This is a genomic window from Rhizobium sp. Leaf262, from assembly GCF_001422245.1.
Classification (GTDB): domain Bacteria; phylum Pseudomonadota; class Alphaproteobacteria; order Rhizobiales; family Rhizobiaceae; genus Agrobacterium.
In genome coordinates, this window is the sequence record NZ_LMMM01000017.1 from 223,193 (window position 1) to 242,566 (window position 19,374).

17 protein-coding genes are annotated in these 19,374 nt (G+C 54.4%); 8 read left to right on the forward strand and 9 right to left on the reverse strand.

Annotated features, from left to right (window positions below; all coding sequences use genetic code 11):
* Nucleotide 1: 1 nt before the first annotated feature.
* Nucleotides 2-1,171 carry a hypothetical protein gene (locus ASF29_RS17330; protein WP_062451903.1) on the reverse strand — a complete coding sequence of 390 codons (1,170 nt, stop codon included), beginning with the start codon at nucleotides 1,169-1,171 and terminating at the stop codon, nucleotides 2-4.
* Nucleotides 1,172-1,613: 442 nt separating this feature from the next.
* On the opposite strand from ASF29_RS17330, the gene ASF29_RS17335 reads away from it, so the two are divergent.
* Nucleotides 1,614-2,567, forward strand: coding sequence for a glycosyltransferase family 2 protein (locus ASF29_RS17335; RefSeq protein WP_244473583.1), 954 nt, complete (start codon nucleotides 1,614-1,616; stop codon nucleotides 2,565-2,567).
* 83 nt (nucleotides 2,568-2,650) lie between these two features.
* Entirely contained in the window at nucleotides 2,651-3,409 is a 759-nt protein-coding gene (locus ASF29_RS17340; RefSeq protein WP_062451905.1) for a right-handed parallel beta-helix repeat-containing protein, read from the forward strand.
* Between the two features lie 7 nt (nucleotides 3,410-3,416).
* Here ASF29_RS17340 and wecB read toward each other — a convergent pair whose 3' ends face one another.
* The 3 genes from wecB to ASF29_RS17355 form a co-directional block, all read right to left on the reverse strand.
* A complete protein-coding gene (wecB, locus tag ASF29_RS17345; protein ID WP_062451906.1) occupies nucleotides 3,417-4,601 on the reverse strand; it encodes a UDP-N-acetylglucosamine 2-epimerase (non-hydrolyzing) in 1,185 nt (394 codons plus the stop codon).
* Nucleotides 4,602-4,675: 74 nt separating this feature from the next.
* Nucleotides 4,676-5,464, reverse strand: coding sequence for a CpsD/CapB family tyrosine-protein kinase (locus ASF29_RS17350; protein ID WP_156462714.1), 789 nt, complete (start codon nucleotides 5,462-5,464; stop codon nucleotides 4,676-4,678).
* Between the two features lie 70 nt (nucleotides 5,465-5,534).
* On the reverse strand, nucleotides 5,535-7,082 hold the full coding sequence (locus tag ASF29_RS17355; protein ID WP_062451907.1) for a Wzz/FepE/Etk N-terminal domain-containing protein: 1,548 nt from the start codon (nucleotides 7,080-7,082) through the stop codon (nucleotides 5,535-5,537).
* 493 nt (nucleotides 7,083-7,575) lie between these two features.
* Here ASF29_RS17355 and ASF29_RS17360 point away from each other — a divergent pair, with 493 nt between their 5' ends.
* On the forward strand, nucleotides 7,576-8,502 hold the full coding sequence (locus ASF29_RS17360; RefSeq protein ID WP_062451908.1) for a glycosyltransferase: 927 nt from the start codon (nucleotides 7,576-7,578) through the stop codon (nucleotides 8,500-8,502).
* A gap of 90 nt (nucleotides 8,503-8,592) precedes the next feature.
* Nucleotides 8,593-9,270: a sugar transferase gene (locus tag ASF29_RS17365; RefSeq protein WP_244473584.1), complete on the forward strand. Its 678-nt coding sequence runs from the start codon at nucleotides 8,593-8,595 to the stop codon at nucleotides 9,268-9,270.
* A gap of 107 nt (nucleotides 9,271-9,377) precedes the next feature.
* Here the strand turns inward: ASF29_RS17365 and ASF29_RS17370 are convergent, their stop codons facing one another.
* From ASF29_RS17370 to ASF29_RS17390, 5 genes are all read right to left on the reverse strand, one after another.
* Nucleotides 9,378-10,151 (reverse strand): response regulator transcription factor, encoded by a 774-nt coding sequence (locus ASF29_RS17370; RefSeq protein ID WP_082453544.1) that lies wholly within the window; start codon nucleotides 10,149-10,151, stop codon nucleotides 9,378-9,380.
* 200 nt (nucleotides 10,152-10,351) lie between these two features.
* Nucleotides 10,352-11,851: an O-antigen ligase family protein gene (locus ASF29_RS17375; protein WP_156462715.1), complete on the reverse strand. Its 1,500-nt coding sequence runs from the start codon at nucleotides 11,849-11,851 to the stop codon at nucleotides 10,352-10,354.
* A 294-nt stretch (nucleotides 11,852-12,145) separates the two neighbouring features.
* Nucleotides 12,146-13,141: a GNAT family N-acetyltransferase gene (locus ASF29_RS17380; RefSeq protein ID WP_162237912.1), complete on the reverse strand. Its 996-nt coding sequence runs from the start codon at nucleotides 13,139-13,141 to the stop codon at nucleotides 12,146-12,148.
* A 282-nt stretch (nucleotides 13,142-13,423) separates the two neighbouring features.
* On the reverse strand, nucleotides 13,424-14,401 hold the full coding sequence (locus ASF29_RS17385; RefSeq protein WP_082453545.1) for a glycosyltransferase family 2 protein: 978 nt from the start codon (nucleotides 14,399-14,401) through the stop codon (nucleotides 13,424-13,426).
* Complete coding sequence (locus ASF29_RS17390) at nucleotides 14,398-15,669, reverse strand: glycosyltransferase family 4 protein (RefSeq protein WP_062451912.1); 1,272 nt, start codon at nucleotides 15,667-15,669, stop codon at nucleotides 14,398-14,400. Before ASF29_RS17390 ends, ASF29_RS17385 begins: the two co-directional genes overlap by 4 nt.
* A 358-nt stretch (nucleotides 15,670-16,027) precedes the next feature.
* On the opposite strand from ASF29_RS17390, the gene ASF29_RS17395 reads away from it, so the two are divergent.
* The 4 genes from ASF29_RS17395 to ASF29_RS17410 are packed head-to-tail and all read left to right on the forward strand — an operon-like array spanning nucleotide 16,028 to nucleotide 19,368.
* Nucleotides 16,028-16,531 (forward strand): acyltransferase, encoded by a 504-nt coding sequence (locus tag ASF29_RS17395; protein ID WP_062451913.1) that lies wholly within the window; start codon nucleotides 16,028-16,030, stop codon nucleotides 16,529-16,531.
* Nucleotides 16,531-17,568 (forward strand): Gfo/Idh/MocA family oxidoreductase, encoded by a 1,038-nt coding sequence (locus ASF29_RS17400; protein ID WP_062451914.1) that lies wholly within the window; start codon nucleotides 16,531-16,533, stop codon nucleotides 17,566-17,568. Before ASF29_RS17395 ends, ASF29_RS17400 begins: the two co-directional genes overlap by 1 nt.
* Nucleotides 17,565-18,671 carry a DegT/DnrJ/EryC1/StrS family aminotransferase gene (locus ASF29_RS17405; RefSeq protein ID WP_062451915.1) on the forward strand — a complete coding sequence of 369 codons (1,107 nt, stop codon included), beginning with the start codon at nucleotides 17,565-17,567 and terminating at the stop codon, nucleotides 18,669-18,671. The genes ASF29_RS17400 and ASF29_RS17405 overlap by 4 nt, the downstream gene beginning before the upstream one ends.
* Nucleotides 18,661-19,368 carry an acyltransferase gene (locus ASF29_RS17410; RefSeq protein WP_062451916.1) on the forward strand — a complete coding sequence of 236 codons (708 nt, stop codon included), beginning with the start codon at nucleotides 18,661-18,663 and terminating at the stop codon, nucleotides 19,366-19,368. Before ASF29_RS17405 ends, ASF29_RS17410 begins: the two co-directional genes overlap by 11 nt.
* Nucleotides 19,369-19,374 lie beyond the last annotated feature (6 nt).

Sequence of the window (19,374 nt, forward strand, 5' to 3'; positions counted from 1 at the left end):
CTCATGTTCCTCCTGAATGTCCGGTGTTTTTTTCGGCATGTTTGCAAGAAAGCGCGGCGACGGTGCCTCCCGAAAGCCAAGCGTAGAGGAGCCAACCCAGTTCATAGGGTCGGCATTCGTAGTCGATTGCGCGGGGTGGAAAGATTGCATCAAGCCCGGGAATTCGAAGTCCGGGCGATGCTGCGGTCGTAATCGCGGACAGCCATCTGACAGTCTTGCCTGGCTCCCGGCGGGCGACCTTCCGCCAGATCACCCCGATTTCGCGATCTATGAGCGGCTCCGTCTGCTCGGGATGGTCCTCGAGCCAATCCAGTCCTTTGATGATGGCGTCAGAATGATCCTTGCCGCCGGCGTCCTTGAGATCCAGTAGAACCATAGGGGCCATACCATGCTGGTGGACGCTGTAGACGGGGTAGCCTTCAACCACTTGCCCATTGCGCGTGTCATAGTGCCACCACCATTGACCCGCCGGTCCCTGGAGTGCGCAAATCTTTTCGGCACAAGCTTCCGCAGCAGCAAGAGCTTGGCGGTCTCCCTTGGCCACGTGCAGCCTCGAAAGCGCCTGAATGGGATAGACTTGGTCGGCAAAGCAGCCGACATGTGCCCGAAATCGTCTGTTGGATTTCGCAGAGATCGTATGCGGGAAAACGCCGTGGGATGACTGGCCCACCAATAGCCTCTTTGCAGCCAGCGAGACAACGTCTTGCGTGTCGCTATATCGTGCCGCTGCCAGACCTGCGGTAAGTGCCCATGCGCAGCTGACTGTTTCAATAGGTGCGTTTGACGCCAAATATTTGCCGAGAGTGTCGAATAGCCGCCAAGCGTAGAAGCCTCCAACCTCCGCTGCTGCCCAGGCGGCAAGCGTTATCGCTCCCAGATCATCGGACTTCTCAGCGCGCTCGACACAGAGGCGGGCCAGTTCGGAAGCCGTTTTGCCGCCGAGCGTTTTCATCTGAACAGCTTCCGGGACCAAGCCTATGCCGAGCGCTACTATTGCGGTGTAGCGCAGATTGTCGCCCTCGAGTTCAACTGTGGAAGGATGCCCCTTTGTATGGGCCCTCAATGTATGGCCGAAAGCGCCGTTCCGGTGCATTTGCGGCAGGCCTGTCAATGCGAGTGTGACAAGTTTATCGATCTTGTCCTGAGGGTGCAGAGCTGATGTCGAAAGCAACCTGCGCCTATCATGAGAACAAACGTCATCCTGCTCGTGATCCAAATGAACCGATAAGGTTGCGCCGTGGGAGACATCGTATCGATCTGGACTGAATTGTTGCTCGATCGGCATGAGTGCTCCTGGCGGATCGTCCTTCCCAGGGAAGGCGATAGAATTAAGTTGAGAAAAGCAGCTGTGGAATGAGCTTTATGTTAGGAGAAACGCAGTAATGCGCCAGCACACTAAAAGGCTTAGTGAGCATCCAGAATGGCTCAGCAGGGCGTGCCGCGGGTGCACCTAATGGATAGAGTTTGTACTTTGGACATCCGCTCTTCGGCTTAGCGCACCGCATCAGGGTAATGTTCTCTACTTCTCACGACCGGCTTTCAGAACCACATGCTTTGGCGCAAGGGTAATGATGTCTGCGTAACGCAGACGTCGGCCAGAAGGAGACGAAGACGTGGATGCATCCTCAATGCAAGCGCCGCAATCTGATCGCGAACCGAGCGACGATAGGACGGCGCTTGCCATTGTCATCGTTACCTATAACAGCGCAGAAGTTCTTCCCGGCCTGCTGGATTCGCTTGCATGCGGCCTTGAGGGTGTTGTGCGCAGTAAGGTGATTGTCGTCGACAACAGGTCGCAAGACCGATCCGTTGAGATTGCGCAGGCACACTCATCGGTAGACCGGGTCATTCAGACTGGCCGCAATGCTGGCTATGCGGCTGGTGTCAATGCGGCCACCGCCGAGATTTCCACGTCGATGCATCTTCTTGTTCTCAATCCGGACATCCGGCTCGCCCCGGGATGCCTCGTCATCCTTCTCAAAGCGCTTGGCTCTTTGAAAAACACTGGCGTCGTCGTCCCCCGGATGCGGAACCAGCATCATCTGGTCTCGAAATCTGTCCGCCGGGAACCATCCATTACAACGGCCTGGTCCGAAGCGCTTCTGGGCGGTTCCCGCGCCGCCCGCATGGGGCTCGGGGAAATGGTTGAAGACCCCGTGCTCTATCAAAAAGGAGGTAAAATTGAATGGGCTACCGGTGCCATCCTGCTCATATCCGCGGGTGCCCGCGAAAAGGTCGGCGATTGGGACGAGAGTTTTTTTCTCTACAGCGAGGAAGTCGACTACCTCCGACGAACCCGTGAAGCTGGATTTGATATCTTCTACGTTCCGCAGTCGGAGGTCGTTCATATCGGTGGAGATTACCGCAGCAGCAATTTTCTCACAAATCTGACCATGGCCAATCGTATAAAATACTATCGGCGACACCACGGCATCGTCAGTACCACTCTATTTCAAGCGGCTCTTGTCGCCGGTGAATGCATCCGTCTTCTTTCGAGACGGCCGCGCACATCTGCGCTCGCCGCTGCATTGGGCATGTGGAACGGCCAGAATGTTGCCGGGCCATGATGATGGTCCCAACCGGCGCGACAGCGTTTTTATTGTACGCATTCCAGATAAGCGGGATGCCCTTGCCTGTCGGGGCAACAGTCATGGAAGCAACTGCCGCTTTTCCTGATGACAGCAATACCGGCGTGAAAGCGGGAGCGGTGCTGCAGAAATACCGCGGCACGCTTCATATCAAGACTCCCAATGCCGTTGTCAGCAATATGGAAATTACAGGCGATATCGTGATCGACGCTCCCAATGTGACAGTCAGCAACACAAGGCTGATTTCCGACACACCATGGCATGCTTTAAGGGTCATGGATGCGGCCCGCGGTTTCACACTCGTTGACAGTGAAATCGATGGTCGAGGTCTTACCGATAACGCTGTTTACGGCTTCGGAACATTCCTGCGCAACAACCTTCATGATGCCGAGAATGGCATGACCATCTGGGGACCATCCCGCGTTCAAGGCAACTACATTCATTGCCTACGGAGCACCAACACGGATCCGCACTACGACGGTGTCCAGATGACCGGTGGAACGAATGTCGAAATCAGCGGCAACACCATTATCAATGGTCACTCGCAGACATCCGCCGTCGGTATAGGCAACACGTTCGGAATTCTGTCGGATATCACAATCACCAACAATCGCTTGCTCGGTGGAGGCTATACGGTCCAGGTCGATGGCCGCAAGGGCGGCGGCGCTCTCGACAGCGCTTCGATCAGGATTACCGGCAACCAAATCGGAGGCGGCCGATGGGGTGATTTCGCGATTTGGGACAGCAAACCTATCGTATCGGGAAACATCAACAAGGGAACGGATGGGATAGAGGAGGTCCCGTCATGCCGCCGACCGTAAAATTTCCTTATGCGGCAAACCCGTGCGCCTGATCATCCATTTCTTGATAGATAGGTCCAGAACCGAACTCTGCTGGCCGTTCACCGATTCCGAAAAAATGATCGATCGCCTGCACCGCGCGTTGCGCGGCCTTTCCGTCGCCGTAGGGGTTTATGGCGCGGGCCATGGCCTGATAGGCTATCGGATCGACAAGAAGGTTCGCCACTTCCTCAACGATGCGGCCTTCATCTGTTCCGATAAGTCGAACTGTACCCGCCGAGACAGCTTCGGGACGTTCCGTCGTGTCACGCATGACGAGCACGGGCTTTCCGAACGTTGGCGCTTCCTCTTGGACGCCACCGCTATCGGTCAGGACAATCGAGCAGTTCCGCATCGCATTGATGAAATCACAATAAACGAGCGGCTCGGTGATGAGAACATTGTTCAGGCCAGCAAGCGGAGGCAGCAGAACGGAGCGTACGGCGGGATTGAGGTGGGCGGGAAGCACAAACGATACATCTGGAAACATGATCGCCAGTCGTGCGATTGCGCGTGCAGTCTGCGCCATCGGCTCACCCCAGGACTCCCGTCGATGGACGGTAATCAAGACACTTCGCCCATTCATGATGCGCTCGAGATTCAGGTTCTCAAGAGGGCGATTTTTTCCTGATACATGCAGCAATGCGTCAATGACCGTGTTTCCGGTGACGACGATATCTTGCGCCCTCACACCCTCCTTCAACAAATTATCGCGGGAGGTCCTAGTCGGAGCAAGGTGAAGCGCTGCCAATTGCGTCGTAAGGCGGCGGTTGATTTCCTCGGGAAACGGGTTATGGCGATTGCCTGTGCGAAGGCCCGCTTCGAGGTGGAGGAGTGGAACTTTGCGATAGAAAGCTGCCAGCGCGCCGGCAAAACACGTAGAGGTGTCACCTTGGACAATGAGCGCATCCGGCTTTTCTAGGGCAATTATTTTCGAGACACCATCGAGAACCCTACCTGTAATCTGTTCGAGACTTTGTGATGCAGTGATGATGTCGAGATCGTAGCTCGGGCGGATACCAAACATGCTGTTGACCTGATCGAGCATCTCGCGGTGCTGACCTGTCACCGCAACGATCGGAATGCAATGCAGCGATTGGGTGAGAGCATCAACGAGCGGCGCCATTTTGATGGCTTCAGGACGTGTGCCGTAGACAACGAGAATCTTGCGCAACGTGAATTCCTTCCAGTGACCAGCGGGGCGATGAAGTCGAGAGTTGTCTTGTCTTCAGGTTTCGTCGTGGCGCATTAGCCCACGTCGAAAAGGCACTTGTTCAAAACCACGCCAAGCAGGTTTGTTCGCTCCGATAGATGCCGCTCGCAGCGGTCGATCTCATCGAACGTGCTGTGTTCAGCGGCTGCGACCAAAAGGGCGCAATCGACATTCGGCAGGAATGCTGTCACGTCATCGCCTCCCAACATTTTCGGCATGTCATAGATGATGACGTCTGGCGCCAGCTTTGACTTCATCTCTCTGAGAACCCGGGCGGTTTCTGAACTTTGAAGAAGCTCTGCCGAAAACTCGGCGGTTTTGCTCGTTGTTCCTATTGCCAGGTTTTCGCCAAAACGGACAAATGCTTGCTCCAACGAACTGCTGCCGCAAAGGAAATCTTGAATCGAGAAAGGCGCACTGACGCCAAGGAACTGCTCGAAGCCAGGCGTTTTCATATTGAAATCAATCAAGACCGTGCGGCAATCAAGTTGATGAGAAAGACTAAACGCAAGGTTCAGCGCGACGGTCGTCTTGCCGCAAAGCGGAGTGGGGGAGGTTATTGCAATCGACGTCCACTCGTTCTTTTTAAGGGTCTGTAGGGTCTTCGTTCGCATCATATCGAATGTCGCGTGCGTAGGATCGGAACGGTGCAGAGTTACGATGTGGCTACGCTCAAGCCGATCCCCGTCAACGTCGACAACCTCGAGATCTTTCCAGGTGTGGTCGAGCGATAAATTCGAGGACGAGTGCACAGCTTGCTGAGCCGTTTTCTCCGTGCTTCTAAACCAAAGGGAGTCTCCTAGCTGTCGGGGAAAATGATCCATGGCCAAATTCTTTCTTGATTGAAGCGCTGTTTCGGGTGTGGCGTATGCCACTGAGATCAATGGTCGAAAATCAAGGTGATTTTTCTCCTGGCCGGTGTAATGCCGCCGTCGGCGGTTTGATGGCGGTCTGCCCCGACGACAGAAAGAAGGTAAGGTGCTTGAGGATAGCAGCAGCCCTATCAACCAATCTTGCGCGGCGTCGTGCGGGTTGCATGTCCGGGACGACGGCGAAAGGTTCATATTGAAGCAGGCGCATCAACTCGGCCGGGCTTCTAATCTTCTTGTTCAGCAACTCGAGAAGGACAACTAAGGCCAGTCCGAGCACCAATCCAGCCGCCCCACCAATAGCAAGAATCCGCGTGCGTTTCGGGCTGAGACGAGTTTCAGGCGGGATTGCTGCCTCTAGCAAAGAGAAACGTCCGCCGTCCGCCCGCATTTCGATCTGCTCGCCGATAGAAGCTTCCGCGCGGCGTGCAGTGGCGGCATTGTACTGAACCTGAAGGCTCTCCCGGTTGCGGGTCAGGGAATTGAGCGCAGTTTCCGTAGCTGGCGTATCCGCGATCGAGCTTGTCATCTCGTCCATCTTCACTGCAGTGTCCCGCTTTTCGACGTCAATCGTCGCGAGCCGATTGTCGATGTCGGAAAGCTGAAGGTTTAGACCCATCCGGCCGCCCTGTGCTGCTTCTCGTCGTTCGCCTTTTTGATTGCCTGTCGTTGGCATGTCCACGATGCTGCGTTCGATATCGGCAACACGTGCCCGTAGCGCGACGATGTTCGGGCTAGTTTCTGAAAATAGCGCGAGTTGTTCCGCAGAGGCCCGCTTCAGACTGGCAAGGGTCTGCTGTTCCGATGTTAGCGGGGTCGAGCCTTGTCGTAGATCCCCATCAGAATAGCCGGCAACCAAGTTACCGCGGCGAGTTCGAAGGTCGGCTTCGTCTCGTTCCAGCGAGATCAGTCTGTCCTGCAATGCACTTTGCTGACTGCGACGAAAATCGAGACTTTCCGGAAGTGAGTTGCGGTTCTCGGTTTTGAATTTCAGAATATCCGCCTCAAGACGGTTCAGCTCTGAAACCAGCCGAGAAACGTCCTGATTGAAAAACTGGAAGGTATTTCCAGCCCGGTCCGTTCGCTGCCGTTGATTGCTTCCTAGGATCATCGTGGCGAGCTGGTTGGCAATCTTTGCAGCAAGGTCTGGTTTAGCAGCCAGAAATGAAACACTGACAACCATTGTGCCTCCGCCGCCTTGATCGCCGAGAGATACTTGGTCAAACACAATGCGCGAGCGCATCTCCCGCACAACGTCTTCGCCATACCGGTTCATTTTGAAGCCCGGTTCGTCTCCAAGCTTGCTAGCCAATTCTAGCAGATTGTCGCGTGACGTAATCTGCTGCTGGATGATCTGCAACTGCTCGACGGCCCCCACCGGAACCGTTGATCGTGCCATTTCTGCCGGTATCTGAGGCGCCTCTAAAAGTATCTTGGCGCTTGAGCTGTAAACGGATGGAAGTAAGTACGCTACAGCTAGTGCGACGCACAAGCACACGAAGACTATACCCGACACGTATTTCAGTCGTCGGAGGAGAATGTTCCAGTAAAAATAGAAGTCAAAATTCAGCATGAGCGGATATCTCTTTGTTGAGGTCGCGATACGGATCCCAACTCACACTCGGACATGTCATGATGTAATGGAAGTTGTTACATTTGCATCCGTGATACGCATCATGTCTTAGCGGGTCATCCCTTCGGTTGACGCGCGCGCTGTATGGCAAACCGGAAGTCACCGGCATATGTCTATTTTGGAAGTCACGGAGCGGTTGGTTCAGCGAATATGACCCATGTCATCAAAAGTGTGCCGCCAACGATATCTGCCCCAGTCTCTCTGCCTCGAAAGCGGTAGCTAGGCTGGCTACATCGAAGGTCGGGCCATCCGAATGCTTAATATTCGGTTAATGTTTTAGCCTTGGCGCAGCCATATAGCCATCTTACCGGGCTGTCCCCGGCAGTTCATCCTGGCTTCGCTGATGCCTGCAAATCACTTCATTTGGCGGCAGCACCCAGGCTTCCGTGACATTTGGGAGGCCCATAGAAACTCCTTCTGAGAAGCCTGTTCAATGCCATCTCCTTTCCAGTTAAGTGTGATAGTGCCGCACCTGAATGAGCCTGACGACCTTCGCCGTTGCCTCGCAGCTCTCGTGTCACAACGTACGCATCAGATATCCTTCGAGATCGTTGTTGTGGACAACGGATCCGGGGTTATGCCGCATGACGTATGTGCCGGCATCGATGACCTCAGGCTCCTACGCGAACCCATTCCTGGACCAGGTCCTGCGCGCAATTTGGGTGCTCGGACAGCAAACGCAGAATTATTGGCATTCATTGACGCCGATTGCGTCGCGCAGCCGGGCTGGGTTGCCGCTATCGTCGAGAGGATGGCCTGCCACGGACGAACCGCTTTCGGCGGCGGTGACATTCAGATTCGACCTGCAAATGCACTGCGGCTGACAGCAATTGAGTGTTACGAGAGCATCTACGCCTATAACGCACGTGCCTATGTGGAGCACTACGGATTTGCGGCGACGGGCAACATGGCGGTCTGGAAGCAGATTTTCCAGACTAACGGCCCGTTCGGTGGAATCTCGATCATGGAAGATACCGACTGGGGTAGGAGAGCTACTCGAGCGGGGTACAAAGCGGTTTTTCTGCCTGAGGCGAAGGTGGTGACGCCCTCCTGCGCTACATTCGCAGAACTTGCGCGCAGATGGGACCGTCACATCGCTCACGAATTCAGTGAAACGACAGCGGGTGGCTCAGGCACAATGATCAAGTGGCTGTTGCGGGCTTGCGCCATCGCAGCATCTCCGATTGCGGAAAGCATCAAGATACTCGGCACCGACCGTGTTCGAGGAGCGCGCAACCGTTGGCTCGCTTTTTCCTGTCTGACCCGCGTTCGACTTTACCGGGCGTGGCGGATGCTTTGTGTCGCGTTAGAGGGAGATGCGAGCGGTCTCGTCAATAACTGGAACCGCAAGGACCCTTAACCGGGGGAGGGCAGTCGCGCTCGTCGCGACCGTCACTGCGTCGATCAGTCTTACATGCCGTCTCGTTCACAAAGCAGGAGAACCATCGTGGTGAGTAGCGCGACCAATCACGCCGTCTATATTGAAGATGATTTTCCTGACGAACTGTATGATTATATTTCCATAAACTATTACCTCTTGGCCAAAAGGCTCATGGATCTGTTGTTGACCATGGTATTAGCGGTGCCAGCGCTCATTATCATCGCGCTATGTGCGGTGATGATCAAACGAGATGGTGGGCCAGCATTCTTTTCGCAGCCTCGCGTCGGCAAGGGCGGCGTAGTTTATCATCTTTGGAAACTTAGATCGATGGTGCCTGATGCGGATCGTTTGCTGGAAGAGCATCTTGCCCGGACACCTGCTGCTCGCAAAGAGTGGGAAACGATGCAAAAGCTGGAAAGAGACCCGCGTATCACCTCGCTGGGGCGATATTTGCGCAAATACTCGTTGGACGAGTTGCCTCAACTATTCAACGTATTCGTAGGGGACATGAGCGTTGTAGGACCGCGACCGATGCTGCCTCAACAGCGGGCGCATTACCCAGACACAGCCTATTTCGACTTGCGTCCAGGTCTGACAGGTCTTTGGCAAATAAGCGAGCGTAATGGATGTACATTCGTCGAGCGTGCGAAGTATGATAGCCGTTATTCAGCTTTCATTTCATTGAGCATGGACTTGTGGATCATCTGGAGAACGCCCTTTGTCGTGTTGAGTGGAACCGGGGTTTGACCTCGACATGCTGGATTAGATGCCATTTTGATCAGGCCTGTATCTGCAAGCCCTGCTTCGGTGGCGCATTATCAAAGCAAAAAAATTCGACTCTGCCGAAGCAACCTCTATTCATCATCAAGGTCGAACTGGTTAACCGTTACGGGGGAAAAGTCCTTTAGCTTATAGGCAACTTCCGTGCGGTTCGTCGCCTTTAGTTTTTTCATGATATTACGAATGTGAACTTTGACCGTGCTCTCACGAAGTTTTAGTTCGAATGCAATGATCTTGTTGGCCTTGCCGCGACGTAGAGCTTCCACCACTTCGACTTGGCGTTCGGTGAACAAGCCATTCAGCGGACGGGCAACGGAACCTCCGGCCTCCGCCTGCTGCATCGCTAGGATGCTGCTGGCTGGTACGAATATTCCTCCTGCAATCGAAAGCGCTACCGCCTCGATGCATACATCTATATTGACGGACGAGGGGATGTAACCTTTCGCTCCGCATTCCAGTGCGCTGAGGACATCATGCAGATCAGCGCTGTCGGCAAGCACGATAATTGGCGCTTTCAGCGTGGAGCAGAGCTTTCTTATCTCACTGATGACGTCAGGATCGCTTGCTCTCTTGCCGCCGAGATTTAGCAATATGGCAGCAACGGGCGGATAACTCGCCTGGCTTGCTTCCCACTCGACTATGGATGCGAATGATAGGATTTCAAAATCCTTGTTCTGCACAGCTATACAGTAAGCGAGACATTGCCTGTCTAAAGCGCGGTCATCCAATATCAACAAGGATCTGCCATGCGGTATATCATCAGCTCGACGATCTTGCCCGCCGCTGGCAATGAGGTGGTAATCTGACCGAGGATTCCCCTCGCCATCGTCATCTGCTGGCAGCTTCATTAGTCAACCTCCTCTAATTTACGTGTAGGCCGCCGCAGGATGCGCATTCGACAATACTTTGGAAGCTAAAGGAGAAAACTTATCGCTTATTTGTTGCCATCCAACATTCAGTTCAAAGACATAAATCTACCGCAATATTTAATGAGTATCAGATAATTTATATAAACTTAAACTAATATTTATTTTTTTTACTGTAATATTTAGGTTCTGGCTTCTTTTAAATCTTTGAGCAGAGCCAGCGCAGTTCCGATGCAGAGTTGTTCGTGTGAACGAAGTTTGGCAGATACGACGTTCGTTCGACGTATCTGATATGGGTGGATTCTTCTGTTCCGCTCTACTTTCGTGTGATCAGCGACTGGTGAGCCATCTCTTTGATCAGATTTGCGTTTTGTGCGTGGGGCAACTGCCGTCGATTGGGTGCCCATTTGCGGTACGTCCAGTATCCAGAGACCTGCGGCCAACAGGAAGATAAAAAGGACATAGGTTGCATTCCAGAAATGCACCGTCCACCCCACCAGAAAGAAGCTGTACATAGTGATCATGTAGCCGGTTCTATACTGCACCAACTTATCATCGCGACTTTTGGATAAACCAATGGTCACGACCGGCAGCAAAAATATCAGCAGCATCAATATCGCGGCCGGTATTCCATACTGGACGGCATGGACCAGCCAAAACATATCTATGCTGTTTGGCATCCAACTTGGACGGTCCCATCTGTTAAATCCGACACCGAAGAACGGGTGGTTAAGCGCGGACTGCGATCCAAATGTCCAGATCAGAATGCGGTGATAAGCAGAATCAACGTCGAAAGAAAAATTGGTGAGAAAAATGTTCGGGACGGATCGATTGGCCGTAATTGAAATGAGAATCCATAGGGTCGATAAGCCCGTGCCTAACAGCCACCATCGATGCTCGTACCGTCGCAACACCCAATTCCACAATAACAACAGGCCCTGAGCTGCAAGGGCGGTGATTGGACCTGCCGAGAGACTGAGAAACGCGGTAGCCGCCACGAGCCCGGTTCGGAGCCAACGTTTGCCAGCTTTTTCGCCGTAGCCGAGTGTGAGATGCACCATCGCCATGATGCTTCCGCAGACCACGCCAAACAAAATGGGATGCTCGAGCACGGCTTGTACCCTTCGCAAACCCCAGCGCATCTCATTTTCGGCAATCGGAGGTATGGGAAGGAAGGTGGATAGAGCCTCAAGCAGAAGGTTGCGGTTGGTCACGGCTTCCGAAATTGCGATGGGGAATAAAATCATCACGATGATGAACAAAAGCCGAATTGCTTCCCGGAAGTCATCCGCATTGCGAATAAAGCATCGCGCAACGAAGTAAGCGCCGGCGGTTTCGACAAATTGGGTCCCTGCCTGCGTGATGCTGCCCTCAAACCCGTGATTGACGATCAGGCTTACAGCGCACCAGAAACAATATAGCAGCACGGTAACGTCGGCCGCACGGATCGGGCCTGCCCGTCCAGTGATCCAACGAAAAAGACAGGGTAAAACCATAATGACTAAGACGAGCCGATAGGGTGGGACGGCGACGGAACCGAGGTGCCACGTCCATGGCAGAAACAGGGATATCAGAAGAATACGGGCTGGCCAGGCTAATCCTGTCCTTTGGGTTTGCGCGCTATTTCTGATAGTCCCGCGCAACGGTCTTGACACGCCTTGACCAACCAATGTTTCGTTCACGACATTGCCCCTTCAAAAGACAAGCGGGTGCATGCTTTTCGGATCCGCGTGCAAACGGCTTCAATCCATGTGTTTAGTCTGCCTTCGCAGACCAAACAACGCGCACGAGTTTCCGAAGGCTCCCCATCAACCGGCCAATACTAAGATTACAGGTGTGAGGGGTAGGGAGGTAGACTGTCTTCCGCCGTACGCCAGACGGCCAACTCGCGTGTCAGTTAGTTCGTTTGGACGCGTCTAGTCCGCCAAAAGCCGTAGTCGCGTCGTGTGCTACTCCGATTTTGTAACGGTCGTTCCTCAAGTGCCGGAGTCCGATTGGCTTTTTTCGGGAGATGCCTTGCTTCTGCGCCACAGGGTTTTGAGGTTGCGGACCCACAGCGACTTACTCGCCAATCCGCGCGCCTGATTGTTGACGACAGAAAAAAGCGAGTGGGTCATCATCAAAAAGAAAGGCAGCGGGCGTGCCGCAGTCAGCAGTATTTCGCGTTCGAGACGAATATTCCTCCCAAAAGCAGCCTTGTATTCAGCCTCGCCCTGGCCGAAGTCTAGGCGCGTTATCTCCGGCTCGCGGCACAAATCCTCTATCATACGAAGCATTGTGAAGCGCCCCACGGAATCCTTCGCAAACTCCGGATCGAAGCCAGGCGTGTTGACGTAAAACGTGTTTCGATATGCGAAGCCGGTCCAGAACGCCACCGGCTGGTCTTTCAGATAGAGTATCCAAGTTCGGTGCCAGCCCTTGTCCAGTCCAAGCCTGATGAGTGCCATTTCGATCGGACTACCTGAAAATCCGACACCTAGCCCGCCCTGATAGGAACTCGATGCGATTTTCTGCATGTCGCGGCAGAGTTCCGAGAGCTCTTTCGGTCGGCTGAAACGGCGCAGTTGCAGATTGTTCTTGAAGCTTTTCTTCAATGCACGATCGTGCCAGCGTAGTTTTTTGCGGGTCTTTGGCGAGCGGTTATCAAGAAATTCGTCGTAGGAAGCGGGAATGTCCGCCACCCATCTATGAGACGCTGGCTGGCCACAGCTTCGCATTAGGAGGGAAGTGGATGCCACAGCCGCAGCATACCGGTCACTACCGACATCGATGTTGCGCATGTGGACGATATCTGCTGTGCCTTTTTTCAACGCCTGGCTAAGGCAGTAAAAAGCAAGGTCCTCGTCTTCCCGATTCCGTGTTCCCAGAATGCCATCAAACGAGACAACCAGCGCGCGCAACGATATGCGGCCTAGCACGCTATAGCCAAGCTTTAGCGGCATCGATACCGTTTGCAGGCGGGCGATGACCATAAGATCTGGTGCGTTGAGGCGTCGAATATGCATGACATGCGGCATGATCTGGTGGTCACTGCCAACAACGGTCATGAAGTAGTCGATTTCCGCATCGATGTCGGTAACCGCAAATGCGCTCCAAACGTTCCTAAGCGCCTCAACCTCAGTCAAACTCGTAGCGACACTGACCGTCACCGCATTCAGAGAATTCGAAACCTTTTGCGTTGCAGAACCACTTTGCACGAAAGATACCTCCGGTGTGGCCAATGGCCTGTCTGCGCCTTCGCGACAATGTAGTGCTCAGTAAACGGTCTTGATTTTCGCGTGTGCCACCAATTCTGAAGAATAAACGTTCGGCGCCGGCGTGGATGCTTTCAGCACTGTCCGATGTCTGTGTCTGAAGATTTTCCTTACGAAAGCCCAGCTCATTAAGCCGATGTGCGAGGGATGATCGATCAGGGCAGCGAGAAGAAACGTCATAGCGCTTCTTCGCTTTCCTACGTTGAACAGATAACTTCCAACATCCATCAGCATGACGGATCGCTGCTTCCTTCTGACAGACAGCGCCTCCCTGTTGTGCCTGAGGATACGCATCAACCCGATCATTTGCTTTCGTCGGTTCATCGATATGCTGTCTTGGGAAATGAACCCCAGGACAACCGGCTCGATGTCTTCGTAAATTGTGGTGAACTTGGCGAGCTGGATGGCAAAGCCCCAGTCTTCATTGGCTCTGGCGCAGCTATCGAACCACTTCACCGTGGGAAAGCAGCTTTTGCGAAACAGAGCGTTCTGGAGGCTTATACGGTTTTCCGTGAGAAGATGGCCAAGTTGATCCTCGTCGAGGCGCAATCGTCCCTCTGGACGAGGCGCATAGGCCACACGCCCCGGGCCGAAATTCCAATCGTCGTCACGGCCGTAAAGGATCTTTGCCCCGACAACCACGCCGATGTGGCTGGGCATGGTTGAAAACAATGCGAGCTGCTTCTGAAGCTTTCCCGGTAACCACAAGTCGTCGCTGTCCTGGAAAGCGATATAGTCGCCGCTTGCGTGCTCCAGCCCCGTGTTACGAGCCGCCGCGGCGCCACCGTTTTGCTGGCGCTTCACATATTTTACCCGACTGTCGCTAATGCCGCAGACAATGCTTTCCACGTCCTCCGTTGACCCGTCATCAACGACGATCAACTCCAGGTCGGAATAAGACTGTGTAATAACGCTGTTTATAGCTGCAAGCAGAGTAGCGCCTCGATTATAGGTTGGCAATATGACGGATATCGTCATGCCGGTGATGTCCAGGCACGATCCAGCATCTTTTCAGGCGGCCAGTCCCCACACCGTGCCGCATTAAGAAGGTTCAGTTGAACTCGTCGCTTCTGTCGTTTACGAAGGGGATTGTGATTATCGATCTCGACCATGAGAGACATTCGCGCTGACCTGAAAGCTTCGGAAGGGCGTCTCATTGAGGGGGTGCTGAGGATTTGGTGGTAGATCGCGAGCTGCAAAGCGTTGGCGCGCTCTACGCTGAAACGTTCTGTAACGATCCGACGACCGTAGCGAGCAAGTTCGAGCCGTAGATCCGGTTCGCGGAAAAGAGCGTGGATTTGCTCCGCAAGGCGTTCAGGGCCGGCCTGCGCATCTCCTCTTCCATAAAATCCCTGTTTTAAAAACAGGTCATAGCTCTCCGGCTCGAATATCTCCGAGAAGCCTTCCTCGCCCTGGACGATGAGAGGTATCCCCATGGCGAGCGCTCGCAGAGCAGAACTTCCCATGCCGACGACAAGATCGGCGGCGGCATACGCCGACCGGGGATCCAATTCCTGGCCTGCAAGACGCACAATTTCCCTACCGTGCCGACTATTGACCGCCGCTGCTCTGGCTTCCAAGGCATCGCGCGCGGGGCCATCGCCGACCAGTATAAGCCTCAACCGGCATGAACGAGAGAGCTTGTCGACGGCATCTATAGCGCGAACAAGAGCATCCAGTTTCAAGTCGATAGCTAGCCGCGATACACTCACGATGAGAAATTCGTTCGGCGATACCGCATGCTTGCGACGGAATGCCGATCCATCGATATCTGGATTGTCGCGGACAACGTCGATAGGTGGCTCAATCACCCACACGCCATTTTTTTGCCTTTTGCGCGCCTCGATAGCCAGATTTTGAGTTCCCATGATCAACGGAACGGAAGCAGGTATGTTGGGCATGACCTCCATGCTAAGCACCGTGCACACAATCGGTACGTTCAGCAGAAGAGAGGCACCATAATAGGCGTCAAGGCAGCTCGGCCATTCATATGTGTGAATGAGATCGATGCCATGTCTCCGGGCAATCGCAGCCAATTGTGCAATACGCGAAGGTGCAGGCCGGTACTTGAGAGTGTGCGCCGGAATAAACCGAAGTCCGCGTTCGGCGATATAGTCAACGAGCGGTCCGGGAACCCCGTAGACGATCACGTCATGCCCCGCAGCAGCCGCTGCCGCAGCTAGGTCGATAGCATTGATCTGACTTCCACCGATTGACAGCTCGTGCGGATAAACGAGGAGACGCATGTGTTTAACTCTCCGCTTCCTTGAGCTAGGTGCGAACCCGGTCGGTTATTCCCGCCTGTCGAACACTTTCGAGAGCTTTGCGCGTCAGTCGAGATAAGCACAAGCTCGCCCTTTGAAGGATATCGGAGGATGAACTTCCGGATCGTCCGGTAATTGGGCGTATGCGGTCGAGCAGGTTGCTGCGGCAATACTCCTTTTGATCGAGTAACAGCCTATTTATGTCAGCTTTACGCTGTTGGAAAAAAGCCGTTCTTCTTGGGTTGCGCCACCGCCTGAGCTCCGATGAGGGACAGAGTGCGGTTCGCGAGAGCCCCGGAAGTCGGGGCGTCATGAAACTCGCACCACAAGGCCTTCAAGCATGATTGCATCAAGCGTTACCTTTGGCCACGACGTGGTGATCCATCATCCTGATCTTGTGAACCTTTATGGCTGCAGCATCGGCGACGGAACCCGCATCGGGACTTTCGTTGAAATCCAGAAGAACGCAGTGGTCGGGCGCAATTGCAAGATTTCCAGTCATTCCTTCATCTGTGAAGGCGTCACCATCGAAGACGGTGTCTTTATCGGGCACGGGGTCATGTTCACCAATGACTTGCATCCCCAAGCCGTGGGTTCTGACGGTCTGTCACTCTCTGACGGCGACTGGACCGTTGTTCCAACCTTGGTGCGTAGGGGGGTGTCGATTGGCAGCAATGCTACCATTTTGCCCGGCTTGACGATCGGTGCAGAGGCCTGTGTTGGCGCTGGCGCTGTCGTTACGCTCGACGTTCCCAACGGGGCGACAGTCGTCGGTGTCCCAGCCGTGATCATCGGCTTTCGCCACACTGCGGAAAATCAAATATCGTCGAGTAGGAGCGTGTGATGATTGGCATCGCTGTCGTGGGATACGGCTATTGGGGCCCCAATCTGGTGCGCAACATTGTCGGACTGGAGGGTCTTCAACTGCTCTATGTCTGTGACTTGCAAAAAGCCCGGCTTTCCAACGTGAAACTGCGGTATCCGACGGTTGAAATCACGGATGATTTCGAAGATATCCTTCGAGATCCGCGGGTCCATGCTGTTGCCATAGCAACGCCTGTGTCATCGCATTTTATGCTGGCGACCAAGGCCATGATGGCGGGCAAGCACGTTTTCGTTGAAAAGCCGATGGCGGCGTCCAGCGAGGAAGCTCGCCGGATGGTGGATGAGGCAGCACGCCGTAATCTGATCCTGGCTGTTGACCATACATTCATTCATACCGGCGCTGTGAAGAAGATGCGCGACATCGTGTCCAGCGGCTTCGGCGACATCTACTATTACGATTCTGTCCGGGTTAATCTCGGCCTTTTCCAGCATGACGTGAGTGTCGTATGGGATCTGGCCGTTCATGATCTGGCGATCATGGATTACGTCCTGCCGGAGAAGCCCATAGCTGTTTCGGGCACGGGAGTTTGCCACATTGCAGGGCAGCCCGAGAATATCGCTTACCTCACGCTCTTCTTTGAAAGCAAACTGATCGCCCACATTCACGTCAACTGGCTTGCTCCCGTCAAGATCAGACGCACGCTGATCGGCGGCAGCAATAAGATGATTGTCTATGACGATCTGGAGCCAAGCGAGAAGATCAAGGTCTACGACAAAGGCATCACCATAAGCGACAATCCCGCCAGCGAGAACGAGCCTGGATACAAGCATCTGGTTGGCTACAGGATTGGCGACATGCACGCACCACAACTCGACATGGGGGAGGCGCTGGGCAGTGAGCTGCGTGAATTCATTCGATGTGTAGAAAACAATATTCAACCGACTGCCGACGGCCAGGCCGGTTTGCGCGTGGTCCAAATTCTTGAGGCTGCTGCGCGATCAATTACGCAGCAAGGCCGCGTCATCGAACTGGAAAAGACAAGGTTAATCGCATGATACCCTTTCTTGATCTGAAAGCCCAATACACCTCGATCAAAAGTGAGGTCGATGCCGCAGTATTGGGGGTTTTGGCGTCGGCGCAATATGTGCTGGGCGAAGAGGTCGCCCGGTTCGAACAGGAATTCGCCAGCTATTGCAGGGTCGAACACGCGATTGCGGTCAATACAGGCACGAGCGCGTTGCATCTGGCTCTGCTGGCGGCCGGCGTCGGACCAGGCGACGAGGTCATCACGGTTCCCTTCACCTTCGTCGCGACCGTTTCGGCAATCTGCTACACCGGAGCGACACCGGTTTTTGTCGATATCGAGCCGACGACCTTCACCATGGACCCGGCAAAACTGGAGGCTGCGATTACGCCTCGAACAAAAGCGATTATGCCGGTTCATCTCTACGGCCAGATGGCCGATATGGATACGATAATGGAGATTGCCGAGCTTTACGGAATCGCGGTCATCGAGGATGCATGTCAGGCCCATGGTGCGGGATACAAGGGCCAGCGTGCCGGCAGCATAGGTATGGCGGGCTGCTTCAGCTTCTATCCTGGAAAGAATCTTGGTGCCTGCGGCGAAGCCGGCATGATCGTCACCAACAATGCGGCCGAGGCGCAGGCAATGCGCATGATGCGCGATTGGGGGCAATCGCGCCGTTACGAACATCTGGTCAAAGGCTTCAACTATCGAATGGATGCCATTCAAGGTGCCGTCCTTCGGGTCAAGCTGCGACATCTGGATGCCTGGACGGACGCTCGCCGCGCCCACGCCGCACGTTATTCGGAGCTGTTGCGTGGCCTTGAAACGGCACTAACGCCGGTAGAAGCTGCGGGACGTCGTCATGTCTATCACATTTACGCCGTCCGTTGCCGTGATCGCGAGAACCTTCATCGCAGCTTGACCGAAGCGGGCATACAGGCCGGTTTTCACTATCCGATCCCCGTTCATCTACAGGCTGCACACCAGGATCTAGGCCATCGAGCAGGCGACTTTCCGTTCGCCGAGGAAGCGTCGCGTACGCTGTTGTCTTTACCGATCTATCCAGAAATGACAGCCGAACAGATAGGCCAGGTCGCTGCCGTCATGGAGCAAGATGTCTATGCCAGCTGAAAGCCTGCCTACCGTCAGAACTGTTCAGGCCGTTCACGGTCTGAGTAAAACCCATGCGGATTCCGATTTCCATCTGGCATTATCCGCCGAGATGAAAGCGGTATACGGGGATGCAGGCCTGCTCGAACTTTATGGACGGTTTTGCTGCGGCGATGGCTTCGTCGATTCCGTCATGCGCAAGATTATCTGGCAGGCGGTGGCCCGGAGCTGCGGAGCCGGTCTGAAAGTTGAAAGCGGTGCAGGGTTCAAGCATCTCGAAACATTCGAGATAGGCAGCGGTGTCTTCGTCGGCGCACAGTCTTTCATCCAGGGCCGCTACGACGGCACCTGCATCATCGGCAATAATGTATGGATCGGGCCACAGGTATTCATAGACGCAAGGTCACTCAGTATCGAGGAATCGGTCGGTATTGGACCAGGTACAAAAATTCTAGGGTCAAGCCACACTGCCGAACCGACGGACGTTCCGATCATCGAAACGGATCTCCAGATCAAACAGGTCCGGATCGGTGCCTGGGCGGATATCGGGACCAATGCGACGATTCTTCCAGGCGTGACGATTGGCAACGGGGCGATCGTCGGCGCTGGTGCGGTTGTCGCAGAGGACGTGGCACCATTCTCCGTGGTTGCAGGCGTTCCCGCAAAATTCATTCGGTGGCGTAAAAGCGCTGATCAGCCGGCTTTGCCTCAACTATGACGAAAG

What these genes read in the sequence shown, in the direction of transcription:
- ASF29_RS17340 (WP_062451905.1), top strand. Translation starts at nt 2,651, where the DNA reads ATGGAAGCAACTGCCGCTTTTCCTGATGACAGCAATACCGGCGTGAAA.
- ASF29_RS17350 (WP_156462714.1), bottom strand. Translation starts at nt 5,464, where the DNA reads ATGGATCATTTTCCCCGACAGCTAGGAGACTCCCTTTGGTTTAGAAGC.
- ASF29_RS17355 (WP_062451907.1), bottom strand. Translation starts at nt 7,082, where the DNA reads ATGCTGAATTTTGACTTCTATTTTTACTGGAACATTCTCCTCCGACGA.
- ASF29_RS17360 (WP_062451908.1), top strand. Translation starts at nt 7,576, where the DNA reads ATGCCATCTCCTTTCCAGTTAAGTGTGATAGTGCCGCACCTGAATGAG.
- ASF29_RS17370 (WP_082453544.1), bottom strand. Translation starts at nt 10,151, where the DNA reads ATGAAGCTGCCAGCAGATGACGATGGCGAGGGGAATCCTCGGTCAGAT.
- ASF29_RS17380 (WP_162237912.1), bottom strand. Translation starts at nt 13,141, where the DNA reads ATGGTCATCGCCCGCCTGCAAACGGTATCGATGCCGCTAAAGCTTGGC.
- ASF29_RS17385 (WP_082453545.1), bottom strand. Translation starts at nt 14,401, where the DNA reads ATGACGATATCCGTCATATTGCCAACCTATAATCGAGGCGCTACTCTG.
- ASF29_RS17390 (WP_062451912.1), bottom strand. Translation starts at nt 15,669, where the DNA reads ATGCGTCTCCTCGTTTATCCGCACGAGCTGTCAATCGGTGGAAGTCAG.
- ASF29_RS17395 (WP_062451913.1), top strand. Translation starts at nt 16,028, where the DNA reads ATGATTGCATCAAGCGTTACCTTTGGCCACGACGTGGTGATCCATCAT.
- ASF29_RS17400 (WP_062451914.1), top strand. Translation starts at nt 16,531, where the DNA reads ATGATTGGCATCGCTGTCGTGGGATACGGCTATTGGGGCCCCAATCTG.
- ASF29_RS17405 (WP_062451915.1), top strand. Translation starts at nt 17,565, where the DNA reads ATGATACCCTTTCTTGATCTGAAAGCCCAATACACCTCGATCAAAAGT.
- ASF29_RS17410 (WP_062451916.1), top strand. Translation starts at nt 18,661, where the DNA reads ATGCCAGCTGAAAGCCTGCCTACCGTCAGAACTGTTCAGGCCGTTCAC.